This window comes from Rothia sp. SCPM-O-B-18226 (M350), assembly GCF_058213595.1.
In genome coordinates, this window is the sequence record NZ_JBYQJS010000001.1 from 398,198 (window position 1) to 414,555 (window position 16,358).

General features: G+C 64.7%; 13 protein-coding genes. 5 read left to right on the plus strand and 8 right to left on the minus strand.

All coding sequences use genetic code 11. The features are described from left to right. The first annotated feature begins 96 nt into the window (after positions 1-96). The 4 genes from AC3E6W_RS01725 to AC3E6W_RS01740 all read left to right on the plus strand — a co-directional run bounded on the left by AC3E6W_RS01725 (position 97) and on the right by AC3E6W_RS01740 (position 4,679). Complete coding sequence (locus AC3E6W_RS01725; protein ID WP_490652195.1) at positions 97-1,344, plus strand: ArsR/SmtB family transcription factor; 1,248 nt, start codon at positions 97-99, stop codon at positions 1,342-1,344. Positions 1,345-1,429: 85 nt separating this feature from the next. Then, on the plus strand, positions 1,430-3,544 hold the full coding sequence (locus tag AC3E6W_RS01730) for a FadR/GntR family transcriptional regulator (RefSeq protein ID WP_490652196.1): 2,115 nt from the start codon (positions 1,430-1,432) through the stop codon (positions 3,542-3,544). Positions 3,545-3,795: 251 nt separating this feature from the next. Next, positions 3,796-3,894 (plus strand): 30S ribosomal protein bS22, encoded by a 99-nt coding sequence (locus AC3E6W_RS01735; RefSeq protein WP_005504750.1) that lies wholly within the window; start codon positions 3,796-3,798, stop codon positions 3,892-3,894. A gap of 95 nt (positions 3,895-3,989) precedes the next feature. After that, the gene (locus AC3E6W_RS01740; RefSeq protein ID WP_049331726.1) at positions 3,990-4,679 is read left to right on the plus strand and encodes a histidine phosphatase family protein; all 690 of its coding nucleotides are present in this window, start codon (positions 3,990-3,992) and stop codon (positions 4,677-4,679) included. 98 nt (positions 4,680-4,777) lie between these two features. Here AC3E6W_RS01740 and AC3E6W_RS01745 read toward each other — a convergent pair whose 3' ends face one another. The 6 genes from AC3E6W_RS01745 to gluQRS all read right to left on the minus strand — a co-directional run bounded on the left by AC3E6W_RS01745 (position 4,778) and on the right by gluQRS (position 11,899). Beyond that, the gene (locus tag AC3E6W_RS01745; RefSeq protein ID WP_083309873.1) at positions 4,778-5,230 is read right to left on the minus strand and encodes a PLD nuclease N-terminal domain-containing protein; all 453 of its coding nucleotides are present in this window, start codon (positions 5,228-5,230) and stop codon (positions 4,778-4,780) included. A gap of 111 nt (positions 5,231-5,341) precedes the next feature. After that, positions 5,342-6,256, minus strand: coding sequence for a 1,4-dihydroxy-2-naphthoate polyprenyltransferase (locus AC3E6W_RS01750; RefSeq protein WP_070680060.1), 915 nt, complete (start codon positions 6,254-6,256; stop codon positions 5,342-5,344). Between the two features lie 91 nt (positions 6,257-6,347). After that, positions 6,348-7,673: an AMP-binding protein gene (locus tag AC3E6W_RS01755; protein ID WP_490652197.1), complete on the minus strand. Its 1,326-nt coding sequence runs from the start codon at positions 7,671-7,673 to the stop codon at positions 6,348-6,350. A gap of 153 nt (positions 7,674-7,826) precedes the next feature. Further along, positions 7,827-8,780: a 1,4-dihydroxy-2-naphthoyl-CoA synthase gene (locus AC3E6W_RS01760; RefSeq protein WP_070680066.1), complete on the minus strand. Its 954-nt coding sequence runs from the start codon at positions 8,778-8,780 to the stop codon at positions 7,827-7,829. 207 nt (positions 8,781-8,987) lie between these two features. Then, a complete protein-coding gene (gene putP / locus AC3E6W_RS01765) occupies positions 8,988-10,475 on the minus strand; it encodes a sodium/proline symporter PutP (protein WP_070680069.1) in 1,488 nt (495 codons plus the stop codon). A gap of 419 nt (positions 10,476-10,894) precedes the next feature. Next, positions 10,895-11,899 (minus strand): tRNA glutamyl-Q(34) synthetase GluQRS, encoded by a 1,005-nt coding sequence (gluQRS, locus tag AC3E6W_RS01770; protein ID WP_490652198.1) that lies wholly within the window; start codon positions 11,897-11,899, stop codon positions 10,895-10,897. A gap of 177 nt (positions 11,900-12,076) precedes the next feature. Here gluQRS and AC3E6W_RS01775 point away from each other — a divergent pair, with 177 nt between their 5' ends. Beyond that, a complete protein-coding gene (locus AC3E6W_RS01775; protein ID WP_049331743.1) occupies positions 12,077-12,985 on the plus strand; it encodes an MBL fold metallo-hydrolase in 909 nt (302 codons plus the stop codon). A gap of 164 nt (positions 12,986-13,149) precedes the next feature. Here AC3E6W_RS01775 and AC3E6W_RS01780 read toward each other — a convergent pair whose 3' ends face one another. Both AC3E6W_RS01780 and menD read right to left on the minus strand, forming a co-directional pair. Then, the gene (locus tag AC3E6W_RS01780) at positions 13,150-14,169 is read right to left on the minus strand and encodes a glycosyltransferase (protein WP_070680078.1); all 1,020 of its coding nucleotides are present in this window, start codon (positions 14,167-14,169) and stop codon (positions 13,150-13,152) included. Positions 14,170-14,393: 224 nt separating this feature from the next. Continuing rightward, positions 14,394-16,286: a 2-succinyl-5-enolpyruvyl-6-hydroxy-3-cyclohexene-1-carboxylic-acid synthase gene (gene menD / locus AC3E6W_RS01785; RefSeq protein WP_049343222.1), complete on the minus strand. Its 1,893-nt coding sequence runs from the start codon at positions 16,284-16,286 to the stop codon at positions 14,394-14,396. Positions 16,287-16,358 lie beyond the last annotated feature (72 nt).

Sequence of the window (16,358 nt, forward strand, 5' to 3'; positions counted from 1 at the left end):
TCTTATGGGGTGCAGAGCATAAAAAATTTAAGGGGATTCTCCGCATCACCCTCATTCTTAGCTTGAGGTGCCCCTTTTATATGTCATAATCGCTATATGCATTCTGATGTTTTTTCTGTCATCGCGGACCCTACCCGTCGTCGAATCGTGCGTATCCTCGCCGAGCAAACCCATACGGTGGGTGCTGTTGTTGAAAAGCTGAGCATGAGCCAGCCGACCATCTCAAAGCACCTTAAAGTCCTCCGCGATGCAGACGTCGTCTCCGTGACGGTGGAGGGGCAGCGTCGCCTCTACTCGCTGAACCCCGAGGTGTTCGCAACCGTCACCGATTGGATTAACGAGACGGTTCAGATTGCACGCCGCGCCAGCGAAGCGCCGGTGGCCCTGCCCGGCGGTGCCACCCTGTCTAGCGAACACGCCCCCACAGAAAAGGCCGAAGCCGTCGCCACCGAGCCGGCAGCCGAGAAGGTCGCCGAGCCCAAGGCTGTTGAAGCCCCCGAGGAAAAGCCCGCGGCACAGTCCGCAGAGCAGCCTGCAGCCGAGGCCCAGCCCACCGCGGAGGAACTGGAGCAGGAGCGAATCCGTCGTGCCCGCGCCCAGTACATTACCCCCAACACGCGCATCATCGCCCGCCCGGCGCACCCGGCACCCGCCGAAGCATCGCCCGCCGCCGCAAGCGAGACCACTCGAGACTCTGAATCTCAGGCCATCCCCGAGCGTGAGGAAGCGGTAGACAGCACCCCGATGCGTCCCTTCACCCCCGCCTCCTACGGCTACGATGCGGGCCGCACCGCCCGCCCCGAGGTGCAGGTTGCTCCCACTGCCACCGCAGAACCCGTCGAGGAACCCGCAAAGAGCGAAAAGCCCGTCGAGAAGACGGAGAGCCCCGCGGTTTCCGTGTCCTCCGGTTACGGCTTCGATTCGGCCTCTTCCTACGGCATCGACCCCGCTGCCGTGGTGGGCGGATCGGTTCAGCCCATCGTCGAGGAAAGCGCAGCTGAGGAAGGCACCGCTGAGGCAAGCGCCGCCGTGGAAGACTCCTCCGAGCGCTCCGAAGAAGCTACCGTAGCGGCTCCTGCAATTGAGCCCGCAGAAGATTCCGCAGCTGCTCCCGCAGAGGATTCTGCGACGGCAGAAGAGGCGTCGGAACAGGCCGAGGGCTCTGAAGAAGCCTCCGAAGAAACCCCCGAGGAACCCGAATCCGCACCTGCCGAGCCCGCGCAGAGCGAACCCGAATACCAGACGATGCCCGCCTACAACTCGGCGTACGTCCCCGCCCAGGAGTCTAAGGAGAAGGAACACCGCGGTGGCCTCTTCGGCTTCCTGCGTGGCCGCCGCCGTTAGCCTACGCATCCTGCGCCCTGCGCGCTACCCCCTGTCCTCAAACACCCACTCTCACTCACCTCTTTAAGCGAAAGACAGCATACACGTGGCTATTCATCGTAAAATTCTGCGCTGGCTCGAGAACGAATTGTTCGAAGGTAATATTCAGCTGGGCCAGGACCTGCCCACGGACAGCGAGATTGCGCGCGCGATTGGCGTGGGACGATCTCGCACCCGCGACGCCCTGCGAACCCTTGAAGACATGGACCTGGTGCAGCTCTACACCGGTCGTGGCAAGGAGATGCTGGTTCACCTGAGTGATGAGCCTGCCGCCGCCGCAAGTGCCGCCCTGCGCCTGCACATGTCGAGCTCGCGCTACCCCACGCGTGACCTGGTGCAGACACGAATTCTGCTGGAGAGCTGGGCGATTGCGCGTATTGATCCGAAGACCGTGTCCTTTGCCGAGATGGACGACGTCCTTGCCCAGATGGAAGACTTCGACCTGTCCATCCGCGATTTCCTGGAGCTTCTGCTGAGCTTCCACCACCAGGTGATGCGTTGCGCCGGCAACGAGCTACTGGTCGGTCTTCTGGCGTCCGTGCGTCAGCCGAGCTTCGAATCGATGCTCTCCCTGGTTGGCCGCATGCCGCTGTGGAGTAGCGCCGTGGAGCGTCTGCGCGCCGAGAGCCGTGCCATTGCCGAGGCCCTGAAGGCCGGCGATGCTGCGACGGCGCGCGCACTGGTGATTGGCCAGCTACGCGGCATGTATTCCGAGGCGGGCATTGACCTGGAGGAAGAAGCGACCTCCGCGAACGGGCTACCCGGTGAGCCGGCGGCGGCCTCCTTCGCCCCGGTTGAGCTGGAGGATTTTGAGGCCGACGACCTGGTTGAAGATTTCGACGAGGCCATTGCCGATGACCCCTCATTCTCGGATGCAGATTTTGCGGTTGCCGGCGTTGAGGTTTCCGGCGATGCACAGCCCGTTTCGGATGGTCCCGCGGAGGAACCCCGGAGTGAGACCGTTGCGACCGTGATTTCGGCCCCCGCACCTGCCGAGGTGAAGGCTCCCGAGCCCGTACAGTCGGTTCAGGCGCAGCCCGCCCGCTCGAAGACCGAGCCCCAGAAGGCCGAGTCTCCGCGCGCCGAGGCCCCCGCCCGCCCGGCGCGCTCCGTGAGCGCGGATGTGCCGCTGAGCTTCGGCACCCCGCACCCCCGCACGGCGACCCGTGCTCCCCAGGCTCAGGTAGCCCAGCCCGCGCAGAGTGCCGGCGCCCCGTGGCAGGGCGGCTCCGCGCAGAACCTTTCCGCGCAGAACACCCCCGAGCCGGCTCGGGCCGATGCCCGTGACGCTCAGCGGACCCTGCAGTCCGCTCCCGCCGAGGAGCCGGCGGAACCCGCAAAGGTTCTGCGTGCGGCATCCGGTACGTCCCGTCGCCGTAGCGGCCAGATTATTTCCCCGGTGCGCGCCACCATCATCAAGCCCGTGGATCGTAGCCGCACCCTGGTTGCCCCGAGCGTGCTTGCGTCCCGTGCCGCCGAGCCCGCCGCTTCCTCCGGCGACCGCGTGCTGCGCGCTCCCTCGCGCGAAAGCGTGGAGGCACCCGCTCGGAAGACCGCCGCCCCCGAGTCCGCCCAGCCGGCCGCTCAGCAGGCGCATGAGGAGCCCTCGGCCGAGCCGTCGAACCGTCTAGAGGCGGCCGCAACGCTTCAAGATACCTACGCGATGCTCCCGCACGAGCAGGACCGGGAGCCGGAGCGCCGCGGATTGCTGTCCAAGATGAAGCGATTCTTCGGTGTGGACGTGTACGAGCCCGCCTCGCGCGGTGACGAGGAGCAGGCCCCCGAACCGGCTGAAGAAAAGGACGCCGAGGAGAAGGTAACCGCACCGGACGCCGAGGCCCTGGCCCGTGCCGAGGCCGAGCGCGCCGAGCGTCTCAAGGCTTTCCACGCCGCCGCATCCGAGGACTCCGCCGATGAGGATCCCGAGCTCGCTACCGCTGATTCTGGCGCCCTCGAGGAGCCCGCGGTGGAGGGCTCCGAGGCGGAGCCGGTCGAATCCGTCGAGCCCGGCGAAACCTCCGAGCCCGAGGAAACTACTGAGCCCGGCGAAACCTCCGCACCCGCAAATGCCGATGCCGCTTCTTCGGATCACACCTCTGGCTCCGCCCTGTCGAGGGGCCGTTCCAAGGGCTCGAAGAAGTCCAAGAAGAAGCGTCGCTAGGCTTTCGGAAACACCGTTTTAGCCCGGCTTAGCCCCGGGAAGATCCGGAAAAACGGGGAAAAACTCCTCAAAACCGGCTCTCGAATGGTGAAAATGGGTGCAAACCTAGTACTCTAGGTAGGTAGCGCTCCGAAACGCAGGGTATTTCTGTGCCTAAAATGCGTTCCGGATCGGTTATACCGGTATACATATTCCCGGGTAGCTACCGAGTCGAATGGCTCGGCCGGGTACGAGTAAAGTGAGGAAATCCTATGGGTTCCGTTATCAAGAAGCGCCGCAAGCGTATGTCCAAGAAGAAGCACCGCAAGCTGCTTCGTAAGACCCGCCACCAGCGCCGCAACAAGAAGTAAATAGGCTTCTTCAGCCCCGCCCTCTTGCACGAGGAGCGGGGCTTTCGCGTTCTCGCTGTTTGGGGGTGGGGGCCGCTATCTGAGAGACTGGACCCATGACTGAAACTCACACCGTTAAAGTTCATCTCATGCGCCACGGTGAGGTGCACAACCCCGAGCGTATCGTGTACGGCCGCCTTCCCGGTTACCGCCTGTCCGAGAAGGGCCGGCAGATGGTGCGTCTGAGCGCCGAGGAGTTCGCGGCACGCGCTGAAGACGGCGCCCGCTTCGTGCACCTGGTCTGCTCACCCCTGCAGCGCACCCGCGAGTCGGCCGCACCCGTCGAGGAGCTGCTGGGGTTGACCGCCCAGCCTGACGAACGCGTCATCGAGGCCGATAACTACTTTGAGGGCCTGCACGTGAACGCGCAGGAGCTTCTGCGCAACCCGCGTCACTGGACGAAGCTCTACAACCCGGCCCGTCCCTCCTGGGGCGAGTCCTACCTGGAGCAGGTACGCCGCATGGCCGCGGCCGTTCAGGACGCCGCCCGTCGCGCCTACGAAATCGGCGGCGAGGGTGCGGAGGCGATCATCGTCTCGCACCAGCTGCCGATCTGGATTACCCGCCTGGGTGTGGAGGGTCGCCTGCTGCAGCACGACCCGCGTTCCCGCGAGTGCAACCTCGCCTCGATTACGACCCTCGCGTTCAGCACCGTGGACTTCGAGCACGAGATGCCGCGCTTCGCGGGCTACTCCGAGCCAGCCGCACCGCTGTACGGTGGCGTTATCCAGCTTCCCGGAAGCTAAGTCACGCGCGTTATTCGCGGGTATAGCTAAGGCTGCGGGGCGCATCCATTGAGGGATGCGCCCCGCAGCCTGCGTTAAGAATGGGGAATCGTACCGGGCTATCGGCTCGGGTCGTCCTCCGGACGTTCGCCTTCGGTCCCTTCATTTTCGGACCGTTTATGTTCGGGGTTAGAATCCTCGTGCCCGTCGGTGCCGGCTTCTCGAGATGCGCGCTCCGCCTCGCGGCTGGCGCGTTCGCGCTCGGCCTTCGCCTTGAGCCAGCGCAGGTAGGCCTCATCGTCGTCGGGGGAAGCCATCGAGGGGGCGTTGCCTCGCTGAGCCGCGCCGGGCAGAGAGATAGAGCCGCGGGCGCCGCGCTCCCGCTTGGGGCGGCCCAGCAGCAACCACAGCACGGGACCCACCACAGGGAAGAACAGGGTGACGAGAACCCACAGCCACTTGGGCAGGGTACGCTCCTCGCGCGCGGGGGTGCGCACGGCATCCAGAAGGGCGTAGATGGTCAGGCCCACCACGAGGGCGCCCGCACCAATAATCAGCATGGCTCGAAACATAGAACCACTATGACATATCGCGGGTCGTCGCCAAAAGCGAGTCAGCTCAGGACTGATCCACCGCCGCCGTGCGGTATCGAAGGAGCAAAACTTTTGGAGGGCTCCGGCGGCTTAGTAGCCGGTGAACACCTGAATTTCGTGGCTGATGATATCCAGCGAACCCAGCCACACGGCCAGCGCCAGGAGCACCGAGTACACGAGCGCCACGATGCCAGCCTGCTTCAGCACGGGAATCAGCTCGCGGCCACCACGCATCCACACAGTCGTGCAGGAGTGAACGGTCGGGCCCACGAGCACGAAGACCAGCATGAACCAGGGGTTCTGGTCGAGCAGCAGGACGGTCAGGAGCAGCGCGAGGGCCATCTCCGCGATGTAGGCGACGCGCGACCAGCGCTCGCCCAGGCGCACCGCAAGGGTCAGCTTGCCGGCCTCGATATCGGTGGGGATGTCACGCACGTTATTCGCCATGAGCAGTGCGCAGGAAATCAGGCCAATACCGATAGCCCCCACCCAGCCCAGCAGGGTCAGCGTGTGGGCCTGCGTGTAGAGGGTGCCCAGGGTGGCGACCAGACCAAAGTAGACGAAGACGAACACATCACCCAGGCCCATGTAGCCGTAGGGGTGCTTGCCGCCCGTGTAGCCCCAGGCCGCAAAGACACTCGAGGCGCCAATCGCCAGGAACCACCACTGGTTTGCCAGGGCCACCAGCACCAGGCCCGCCAGCATTGCCGCACCGAAGCACGCGAATGCGGCGTACTTGACCGAACGGGGGCTGGCCACGCCCGAACCGACCAGACGCAGGGGCCCCACGCGGTCTTCGTCGGTACCCTTAATGCCGTCGGAGTAGTCGTTGGCGTAGTTCACACCCACCTGCAGGAAAAATGCGACCAGGAAGGCCAGGAAGGCGTACAGCGGCTTGTACTCGCCAATCTCGTAGGCAGCGGCCGAACCGGCAATAATGGGAGCGACGGCAAGCGGCAGGGTGCGCAGGCGCGCGCCTTCAATCCATTGAGCGGCAGTGGCCACGGGGGTTCCTTCCAGGGGTTGATGCGTTTGCGGTGAGGAGGGCTACGGGAGGTACGGGACGGCGCCGTGAGGCAGAACCGCGGCGCGAATACTATCCGCGCGAGGCCTCCCGATAGTCCCTGTCCAGGATACTGTATATTTCGCGGCGGTCCGGTTTGCCGGTGCTGGTAAGCGGGAAGTCGGGCAGGATGCTCAACAGCTTGGGCGCCGCCGCCACACCCAGGCGTTTGATGCAGAGGCTGCGCAGGGCCTCGCGTAGCTCCGCGTTCTCGGCGAGGGCCGTAGCCGCGCCCTCGGCCGGGGATACGAGCGTGAGGGCGGCCGTCACGGCGGAGCCCCAGCGTGCATCCGGCAGACCGCACACGAGGGCTTCGCGCACGGCGGGGTGGCTCTCAAGAGCCTCAGCTACCGCGCGGGCCGAAATTTTGACGCCGCCGGTGATGATGATGTCGTCGCTACGCCCCAGCACGCGTAGGATGCACGGCTCGCCGGGGGCGTGAGTGCTCAGCAGGCCGTAGTCGTCGGTGCGGTACCAGCGGGTGCCGTCGGCAGCGGCGAAGAAATGCTCTGCGGTACGACCGGGGTCGCCCAGGTAGCCCTGCGCCAGATGCGCGCCGCTGATCCAGATGCGACCAACATGCGCCGGGTCCTCAATCGTTAGCTCCGTACCCGCGGAGGGCACGCTCGGCATGCCCTCTTCCGGCACGAGCTCCACCCGCACGCCGGGCAGCGCCCGGCCGGAGTAGATGCACCCGCCGGCGGTCTCGGCGCTACCGTAGGTGGTCACGATGTTGAGCCCCAGCTCTTGGGCGGCTGCGAGCAGGTCAGCGCTGGCGGGGGCACCTCCGAGCAGAATCCCGGTAAAGGAGCGGAGCGCGGCGTAAATCTCTTCGCCCGTGCGCGGCTCGTTCCGGGCCGTCTCGAGAAGCTTGTGCAGCTGGGTGGGCACGAGCGAAACAAAGCGACGGGTGGAGCTCAGCCGCTCGACCGCCCGCAGGAAGACATCGGGGCTAAAGTGCACCGGCTCGGTCACGGAGCGTGCGATGACAGGCTCGGTTCCGGCCAGCACCGAGCGGGCCAGAACCTGGGCGCCCGCAACATAGTGCGCGGGTAAGGCTAGAAGCCACTGGGAGGCCTCGCTTCCCGCGCTCTTGAAGAAGCCCTCGGTAGCCTCCGCGCTCGCCCGCAGGGCCCGGGCGCTCAGCGCGGTGTGCTTGGGGATTCCGGTGGAACCGGAGGTACCCACGAGCAGGGCGACGGAATCCTGATCGTTCCCCGCGAAGATTCGCCCGAAAGAATCCAGAAGGGCCCGCGGATCGGCGGGCCGATCGGCCCGCAAGCGTACCGCGTGAGGGTGCAGGGCATCCTCCCCGGGGGCGGGTAGGGGCTCGAGCCCGGGTACGGGGGTGGTAATCATAGAAAGTCCTTAGCGGCTGTTCGTAGCGGCTGTGCTCTAGTGGCGTGTCATGCGCCGGGGCTGCAATAACGCGCCCAACAACGCGCCGGAGCCGGATTCTTAGCTGAGGGTCTCAGGGGTGAATCCGGCTCCGAGCCTGTTCATTTGAAGCTACTAGAAGTAGTAGGGGTAGTTGGACCAATCCGGGTCACGCTTCTGCAGGAACGCATCGCGGCCCTCCACGGCCTCGTCGGTCATGTATGCCATGCGGGTGGCCTCACCGGCGAAGACCTGCTGGCCGAGCATACCGTCGTCGGGCAGGTTGAAGGCGTACTTGAGCATACGGATTGCCTGCGGGGACTGGCGGGCGATGTGCGCCGCGTACTCCAGACCCTTGTTCTCGAGCTCTGCGTGGGGAACCACGTCGTTGACCGCGCCCATTTCGTACATGCGCTGTGCGTCGTATTCCTTGGCGAGGAAGAAGATTTCGCGGGCGAACTTCTGGCCCACCTGGCGGGCGAGTAGCGCCGAACCGTAACCCGCATCGAAGGAGCCGACGGTCGCGTCGGTCTGCTTGAACTTGCCGTACTCTTCGGAGGCGATGGTCAGGTCGGCCACCACGTGCAGGGAGTGACCGCCACCGGCTGCCCAGCCGGAGACAAGGGCAATAACGACCTTGGGCATGGTGCGGATGAGGCGCTGCACCTCCAGGATGTGCAGGCGGCCCGCGCGTGCCGGGTCGATGCTTTCTGCGGTCTCGCCGCTGGCGTAGTGGTAGCCGTCGCGGCCGCGGATGCGCTGGTCGCCACCGGAGCAGAAGGCCCAGCCGCCGTCCTTGGGGGAGGGGCCGTTGCCGGTGAGCAGTACGGTGCCCACGTTAGAGGTCATGCGGGCGTGGTCGAGGGCGCGGTAGAGCTCGTCCACGGTGTGCGGGCGGAATGCGTTGCGCACCTCGGGGCGGTCGAAGGCGATGCGCACGGTAGGCAGATCGCGCAGAATCTCGCCGTTTTCGTCGCGCTCAACCTGGCGGTGGTAGGTGATGTCGGTGAAGTCCTCGAAGCCCTCAACGACGCGCCAGTCGGCGGGGTTGAAGATATCCGAGACCTTTTCGGGAAGTTGTGCAGTCATAGACCCTATTTTACGGTGCCCGCGGTGCGGCTCGTCGAGGCCGGGGAACGAAGCACGCTCGACATAATATTCCAATAGCAGAATATGATGCGCGGGGAAGGGTCTCTGTCCTTGCGCTCATACCTGTATCTTGGCAGGTTAAGACCCTATAAACAGACCAAGGCCCGGACCGCGTGTGTGCGGCCCGAGCCTTGGGGAAGAGACTCTTTACTTGACCTTGGCGAGTTCAACCGCGCGGTCGAACTCTTCGTCAATGGCGTCGTTCTTCTTGTAGGTCATGAGCGAAACCACGATGGCGACAAGCAGCGCCGAAGCGAAGCCGGGAACCATTTCGTAGAGCACGGACTTCATGGGGCTCTGGCCCCATGCGAATGCCACAACGGCACCGGTAATCATGGAGGCCAGTGCACCCTGGGTGGTCAGCTTACGCCAGTAGAGCGAGAGCAGAACGGTCGGGCCGAAGGCCGAACCGAAGCCAGCCCAAGCGAATGCGACCAGCTGCAGAATGGAGCTGTTGGGGTTCCATGCCAGGGCACCGGCGACCAGCGCCACGATTGCCACGCCTGCACGGCCGAGCCACAGGGACTTGCCGGCGCTGAGCTTCTTCGAGGAGAAGATGCCGTAGAGGTCCTCCACCAGAGCGGAGGAGCACACAATCAGCTGCGAGGAGAGGGTGGACATAATTGCCGCCAGAACCGCAGCCAAGATGAGACCTGCAATAAAGGGGTGGAAGAGAATCTGCGAGAGGTCCAGGAACACGGACTCTGCGGTCTCGGGGTTGGTGAGGGACGCTTCGGGGTGGCGTGCAAAGTACGCGATACCCATGAATGCGCCGCTGAGTGCACCGAACACGGTCAGAACCATCCAGCTGATGCCGATGCGGCGGCCGGACTTAGCGTCGGCGGGGGTGCGCATTGCCATGAAGCGCACGATGATGTGCGGCTGGCCGAAGTATCCCAGACCCCAGGCGAGGGATGAAATAATACCGGCGAAGGTGGTGCCCGCGAAGATGCTCAGGGCGTCGGGGCGAACCTGGCTGATGGATTCAACCACCGGGCCTACACCGCCAAGATCGATGATGGTGATGACCGGCACGGCGATGAGTGCTGCAAGCATGAGCAGACCCTGAACCATGTCGGTGTAGGAGGCGCCCATGAAGCCGCCGAAGAGCGTGTAGAACACGGTGATGCCCGCCAGCAGGAGCATGCCGGTGTGGTATTCCTGGCCGAAGGAGGACTTGAAGAACAGGCCGCCGGACACCATACCGGAGGAGACGTAGAAGGTGAAGAACACCAGAATCACGACACCGGAGACGATGCGCAGCACACGCTTGGTGTCCTTGAGGCGGTTGCTCAGGAAGACGGGGACGGTCACTGCGTCGCCGGCAACTTCGGTGTAGCTACGCAGTCGCGGTGCCACGAACTTCCAGTTGCACCACGCACCGATGGTCAGGCCGACGGCGAGCCAAGCCTGGGAGAGGCCGCTGAGGTAGACGGCGCCGGGCAGGCCCATGAGGAGCCAGCCGGACATGTCGGATGCGCCAGCCGAGAGCGCGGCGACGGTGGGGGAGAGCTGTCGTCCACCCAGCACGTAGTCGTCGAGGCTGTTGTTCTTGCTATTGGCCCACAGGCCGATCGCAATCATGGCGACAAAATATATCGCCAGCGCGATGATTTGGTATGTACTCGCGGCCATTGTTTTCCTTCTCTCCTGGTGTTGGTGAGCGTCTGTGTGTATTTATACGCTACTCCATAACTTTATAAGTGGTCTGGGATACATTCTAGATTCTTCAGAACGGAAAATAAAACCGTCGTTGCGAAATTTAGTTATGCGGTAAACAAATAAATATGCATAAATAGAATATTGCGGGTAACCGTATGTGTGGGAGACAGTGGGATTCTGTGCGAAAAAATGCCCGAAAACCCGGGGTGATAGGGCTTTCGGGCATTGTGCCACGGGCTTAGCTATGCAAAGGCAACACAAACGCGCATCGGCATATTCAATGCAAACGAAGAAAACGAAAAGTTTAAAAACCTTGACGGGGTGTCGTCTAACGTGTCGCCCATAGAAGGGGGTACGGGGCAGGAAGAGCCCGCGTTACGTGGTGTGAAGGTCTAAAGATTACGCACGACCCAGGGCTCACGCGACATGAGGGCCGGGTCAAAACGCTCCAGAATCACCGAAGCATCCGGCACCGGAACCCGACCCTCATGCGGGCGGCCCGAATCGTCCAGCACCGGAATGGATGCAGCAATCCAGCCGAGCACCTCGGGGATGGTCACCCCCGCCTCCTGAAGCTGAGGCAGGGTGACCGCCCCGTCACGCTTGGCCAGGCGCTTACCCTCCTCGTTCAGCGCCAGGGGAACGTGCGCGTAGCGCGGCTGCGGCAGACCCAGCAGGCCCGCCAGATACGCCTGGCGAGGCGCGGAGGGTAGCAGGTCATCGCCGCGCACAATCTGCTCAACCCCCACGAAAGCGTCGTCCACCACGGAGGTCAGGTTGTACGCGTAGGTGCCGTCGTTGCGTACCAGCACGAAATCGTCCACCAGCCCGGTGTAGGGGCCGTAAAAATCATCATGCACCGTGTAGCTCGTGCGCTCGGCGCGCAGGCGCAGAGCCGGCGGACGCTGGGCGCGGCGCTCCTCGCGCTGCGCCTCGCTCAGCCCGCGACAGGTGCCCGGGTAGGCGCCCGGGGCGCCGTGCGGTGCGCTCGAGGCCTCCTGAATCTCGCGACGGGTGCAGTAGCACTCGTACACGAGGCCCGCCTCGCGCAGGCGCTGAACCGCACGCTCGTAGGCGGCAAGGCGCGTGCTCTGGTAGAGGACGCCGGCCCTCTTACCCTCGGTACTCTCTGCCGCGCTGCCCGGGCTGATATCCCAGTCCAGGCCCATGGCTTGCAGATCGGCTAGCTGGCGTTCCGCAGCACCGGGCCGCACACGGTCCAAATCCTCAACGCGCACGTAGAAGGGCTTACCGCCGCGGCGAGCCATCGCCCACGCCAGAATCGCGGTGCGCAAATTACCCAGGTGCAGGTCGCCGGAGGGGGAGGGGGCGTAGCGTCCCGTGCCGCTGGGAAAAACCGTGCCGGAAATATCGTTCGAAGAATCTGGAGAAATCATGGTTCCATCCTACGCGGAAAGCACTGCAACCAAGGCGGACCCGGGCCGGGCGGCTGGGGTTCCGGAACCCGAAAACCTCTCGGAGTGTGCCCAATTTCCTTTTCCAAAAAGGGAAATCTTGCTCTCTGAGAGTGCAATGGCGCAACATCGCTCAAAAATTCCAGTAGGGTTGTATCTATGGCTCGCACAATTGAACTTGCCGACGGCGTGTATCGCATCGCGACGGATAACTACCGACTCAATACCGGACTGGTTCTCGGACTGGAACGGGCACTGGTCGTAGATACCGGCGCCGGTCCCCGTCAGGCCACCGAAATTTATGATGAGGTTCGCCGCCTCACCCGACTTCCGATTACCGTAGTGAACACCCACGGCCACTACGAACGTTTCTTTGGTAACGACGTCTTCGCGGCTATGGGGGTCGAGGAGTTCTGGGCGCATCCCCGCGCCGCTCGCGCCATCCGCAAGTACGGCGCGGCGCAGCGATCCTACGTTGAGACCCTCGAGCCCGAGATGGCGCACCACCAGGGTGCCGCCACCGATATCGTCGTGCCCAACCACCTGGTCGCTAACAACGGCGACGGCATCACCTTTACCCCGATCGACCTGGGCGAACGTAGCGCAACCCTCATGTACATGGGTCCCGGCCACACGGACGGCGACATCATGGTTGGCGTTGAGGACGTGCTCTTCATGGGTGGCCTCATTGAGGAAGGCACCGACCCGTACTTCGAGGATTCCTTCCCTGATCGCTGGATTGACACCCTGGGTGCCGTGCTGGAATTCGACCGCTACCGCGTGTTCGTGCCCGGTAACGGCGAGCCCGTGGACCGCACCTTCGTGGAGCGCGAACGCAACACCATGATTAGCGCAATCAAGTCTATTCGTGCTTCGACCCTGGACCGCGAGGACGAGGCGACCACCGCCGCAATGTACCAGCTGCCCTATGCGCCGGGCGCGACCCGCTTCCTGCTGGACCGTTTGGCCCAGCTCGAGAACGCCCCCGACTCTGAGAGCTTCGACGTGGAGCACCCGGACACGAGCGGCTTTACGGGCCCGATTACGCTGGGCAAGGCTGCCTACTAGGCCCTGTACTCCGCGATGGGTGGGGGACGTAGAGTGCCCCACCGCCTTACCGGAGCCTCAGCGTATTCAATATAGCCGATACGGCATAAACGCAGGTGCGGGCCGGTTTCTTCTCAGAAACCGGCCCGCACCTGCGTTATATATCAGTCGTGCGCTAGGGGGATCTACGCCGCGGCGTACTCCGCGCGCATGGCCTCACAATCGGTCTTCAGCGCAGCGGGAACTTCGCCCATCGCGCCGCAGAGCTCCACGAAGCGGTGGCGCCAGTCCAGGTGCTCCAGGGCGCGACGAATCTGACGCTCACCCTGTTCGGGGGTCCAACGCGAGGCGGCCTCGGCAACCTGGGCGAGGCCCGCGCGAGCATCAGCGTGATCGATATCGACGGTCGCACCGTCCCAGAGAATCTCGCGTACGGTGCTCGTGTTCGGAACCTGACCCACCACGGTGACGCCGGAGGCCAGAGCATCGGTCCAGCGGCCGGTGATGTACTCCTTCGTGGGGTGGGTGTAGGGGGCGGGGCTCACCGAAGTGGAGAAGGCCAGCAGGAACTTCGCGCGGTTCAGCGAATCCTGCAGGTGCTGCGCCGACTCGCGGTCGTTCGCGCCAAAGGGCGGGCGGCCCTCGAAGCTCAAACCCAGCTCCTTGGCCAGGCGGGCGGTTGCCTCGTCGTCCTCGTATGCGGCGGGCTGTCGGCCCACGCGCAGCAGATCGGTGGTCTTGGAGGGCAGGGTCGCAAGACGCTCCGAGAAGGAGCTCCACACATCCGCGCCCCAGGGCAGCACGCCCGGGGTCTTCACGCCGGCCGCGGTCCACGGCTGGACGTCGTCGGCGTCGGCGACGAAGATACGGTCGTAGACCGAGGACTTCGCAATGGCGGGAATACGGTCGTCCCAGAAGCTGTCAATGACCCAACCGTAGATGGCACCGTAGCGGCGGAACGCGAAGGAACGCTGCGCGACGGCGTAGAGCTGGCCGGGGTCGGAGGCGATGACCACGCAGCGGCGAGAGCCGCCCTTGAGCCGCGGTAGGCGAGCCAGAAGCTTCGTTTCTTTGGACAGAGAAGCCCCCACGTCGACGGTGTGGACGGTGCCGCCGGTGTAGCGGGCCAGGAGGTCCGCCATGGCGTGCACCGGAACCCAACCGGCGCCGGAGGGAACGGCAACAATAATATCGAGTGAGCTCATAAGATTCCTTGAGAGGGATCCGGCCGGGGAAAATGCGCGCAATGCTCATCACAATTGGCGGGACAAGCGGCACGCTCCCGGAGCGGACGGACGACAGATATTTAAGTGGGAAAATCCCTTGCGGCGGCCCGATACCGGGTATTTGCCGGGTAAACCTGCGGTGGGGCGCACACAGTCTTCAGTATATCCGTAGCCCGTGGTTCTCCGGGGGTCAGCCTCGCCCGCTAGGGTGTGTGAATACGCACCTCGATACCCGATTCGGCGCCAAACCCTGCGGCCATGCGCGCCAGGTTGGTGTTTGGAGCGGCCGCGACCGTGAAGAAGCGGCTCACCGCGGCTGCGAATTGCTCGTCGCGGGCCAGCTCTCCGTGTTCCAGGGTCGTGAAGATGCCGCCGCCGGCATCGTCGAAGACCTCGATGCGCAGGTCGGGTAGCAGCTCGGTGCTCGGCAGATTGAGCGACGCAATGTCGTGCTGGAAGGTCAGGTCGCCGCAGAGCAGGGTCACCGGCAGGGCGGAGCCGCCAACGACGGGGCGGCCTTCGGAATCCGTCCCGGCGGGGTAGTAGCCCGAGAGGGAAACGCCGATGGCGGTTGCCGTGGTGCCGTCGATACCGGCCAGACCGCGGTTGGCGAAGACGCGTGCGGGGGCGGGCTCGCCCAGGGCGGGGGCCGCCGCCTCCAGATCACGCACAAGGTTGGAGGAACCCAGCACGAAGAGCCGCTTCTGCTCCACGGCTTCCCGCCAAACGCGGCGGGCGTAGGAGCGTCCGGCGGTGCGATTGCGGTAGTCGAGGTAGCGTTCCTCATCCTCTGGGCTATTGCCCGAGGCGCCGTCCGCGCGGTGCTCGTAGGTCTCAATTTCGCGCAGCGCGGCCTGCTGCAATTGCTTGCCGGCACGGATCCACTGCTGGACCCAGGTCTCGGCGGTTTCACCGGTTTCTTCTTCGGCGGGGTCGGTGCCCTCGGCCGGGGCGTCCTTGACACCTCGCGCGAACTCGGCGAGCCGCTGCGGGGTGGAGATTTCGATGAAGGAACGCGCTCCGGGCTCGTACCAGCTGGCGCGGCGCGGCGCGTAGTAGGCGCAGGTCACGCTCTCGTCGGCCAGTAGAGCGGTCACGGGACGCGAAAGGGTCGGGTGACCGAAGAGCATCACGCGCTCAATACGCGCGGCAGGCTCGAATCCCTCTGAGGAGAGCAACTGCGGGTAGTGCGGAATGGCGGTTGCGCCGTGGCGTGCCTCGGAGGAGGGCTCGGCCAGCAGCGGCAGGTTCAGCACGCGCGCGAACTCGGCGGCAAATTCCCCGGCCCCGTCGGCGGCCACCACGACGGTTCGCGCGGTGGTGGAGGGCGCGGGCGCATCCGCCTCAATGGTTTGGGCCCCGGTGCTGAGGGAGCTCAGAAGCCACTCCCTTTCTAGCGCGGAAAGCCCCGACCCCTCGGCGCGGTCGGTGCGCAGGCGAGCCTCCTCCTGCGGATCGTAGTCCTCGAGCAGGCTCTGGGCCCACTGCGGCAGGGCGTGCGCGAACTGCCCCGAAGGGGTGAGCGGCGTATCGAAGCAGAGGTTCAGATGAACCGGGCCGATGGGCTCAGCCGAGGGACGGGCCCAGTTTTCTGTGGCGCGGCCGGTCAAAGCGTTGAGGCAGGCAGCGAAGGCAAAGGTCTGCTCGCCTTCCTCCTGCTCGGGATAAGCGGTCAGGTCGGCCTCGGCGCGCACAAAGGGAGAGAAGAATCCGGCCTGGTGGGTGGTCTGGTTGACGCCGCTTCCACGCAGGCGCTCGGGGCGGTCCGCGCTCAGGATCGCGAGGGGCACGCCGGCGTGGTAGGCCTCCATGACGGCGGGCATGTACTCGCCCAGAGCGGTACCGGAGGTGCACACAAGGCCCACCGGGCGGCCTGAGGCTTTGGCGATGCCGAGAGCCGTGAAGGCGGCGGTTCGCTCGTCCACTCGCACGTGAGCGATGAGTGCTCCGGCTTCGGCGGCCGCGGCGATGGCGTAGGCCAGGGGCGCACTGCGGGAGCCCGGGGACACGACAATATGCCGCATTCCGGCGCGAATCAGCGAGTCGAGCACGGAAATTGCGGTCAGCATGGCGGGGATGGAGCGATGTTTAGTCACCGTACCATTCTAATGCCGCGCCCATATCGGGCCGGTATGGGTTACCTTCGCGCGCTGGTTCATGACGCACGG

Bases quoted from the DNA above. Each gene is read 5' to 3' on its own strand.
- AC3E6W_RS01745 (WP_083309873.1), bottom strand. From the start codon at position 5,230: ATGTTTCGAGCCATGCTGATTATTGGTGCGGGCGCCCTCGTGGTGGGC.
- AC3E6W_RS01725 (WP_490652195.1), top strand. From the start codon at position 97: ATGCATTCTGATGTTTTTTCTGTCATCGCGGACCCTACCCGTCGTCGA.
- AC3E6W_RS01755 (WP_490652197.1), bottom strand. From the start codon at position 7,673: ATGATTACCACCCCCGTACCCGGGCTCGAGCCCCTACCCGCCCCCGGG.
- AC3E6W_RS01780 (WP_070680078.1), bottom strand. From the start codon at position 14,169: ATGAGCTCACTCGATATTATTGTTGCCGTTCCCTCCGGCGCCGGTTGG.
- AC3E6W_RS01740 (WP_049331726.1), top strand. From the start codon at position 3,990: ATGACTGAAACTCACACCGTTAAAGTTCATCTCATGCGCCACGGTGAG.
- AC3E6W_RS01760 (WP_070680066.1), bottom strand. From the start codon at position 8,780: ATGACTGCACAACTTCCCGAAAAGGTCTCGGATATCTTCAACCCCGCC.
- putP (WP_070680069.1), bottom strand. From the start codon at position 10,475: ATGGCCGCGAGTACATACCAAATCATCGCGCTGGCGATATATTTTGTC.
- AC3E6W_RS01735 (WP_005504750.1), top strand. From the start codon at position 3,796: ATGGGTTCCGTTATCAAGAAGCGCCGCAAGCGTATGTCCAAGAAGAAG.
- AC3E6W_RS01775 (WP_049331743.1), top strand. From the start codon at position 12,077: ATGGCTCGCACAATTGAACTTGCCGACGGCGTGTATCGCATCGCGACG.
- gluQRS (WP_490652198.1), bottom strand. From the start codon at position 11,899: ATGATTTCTCCAGATTCTTCGAACGATATTTCCGGCACGGTTTTTCCC.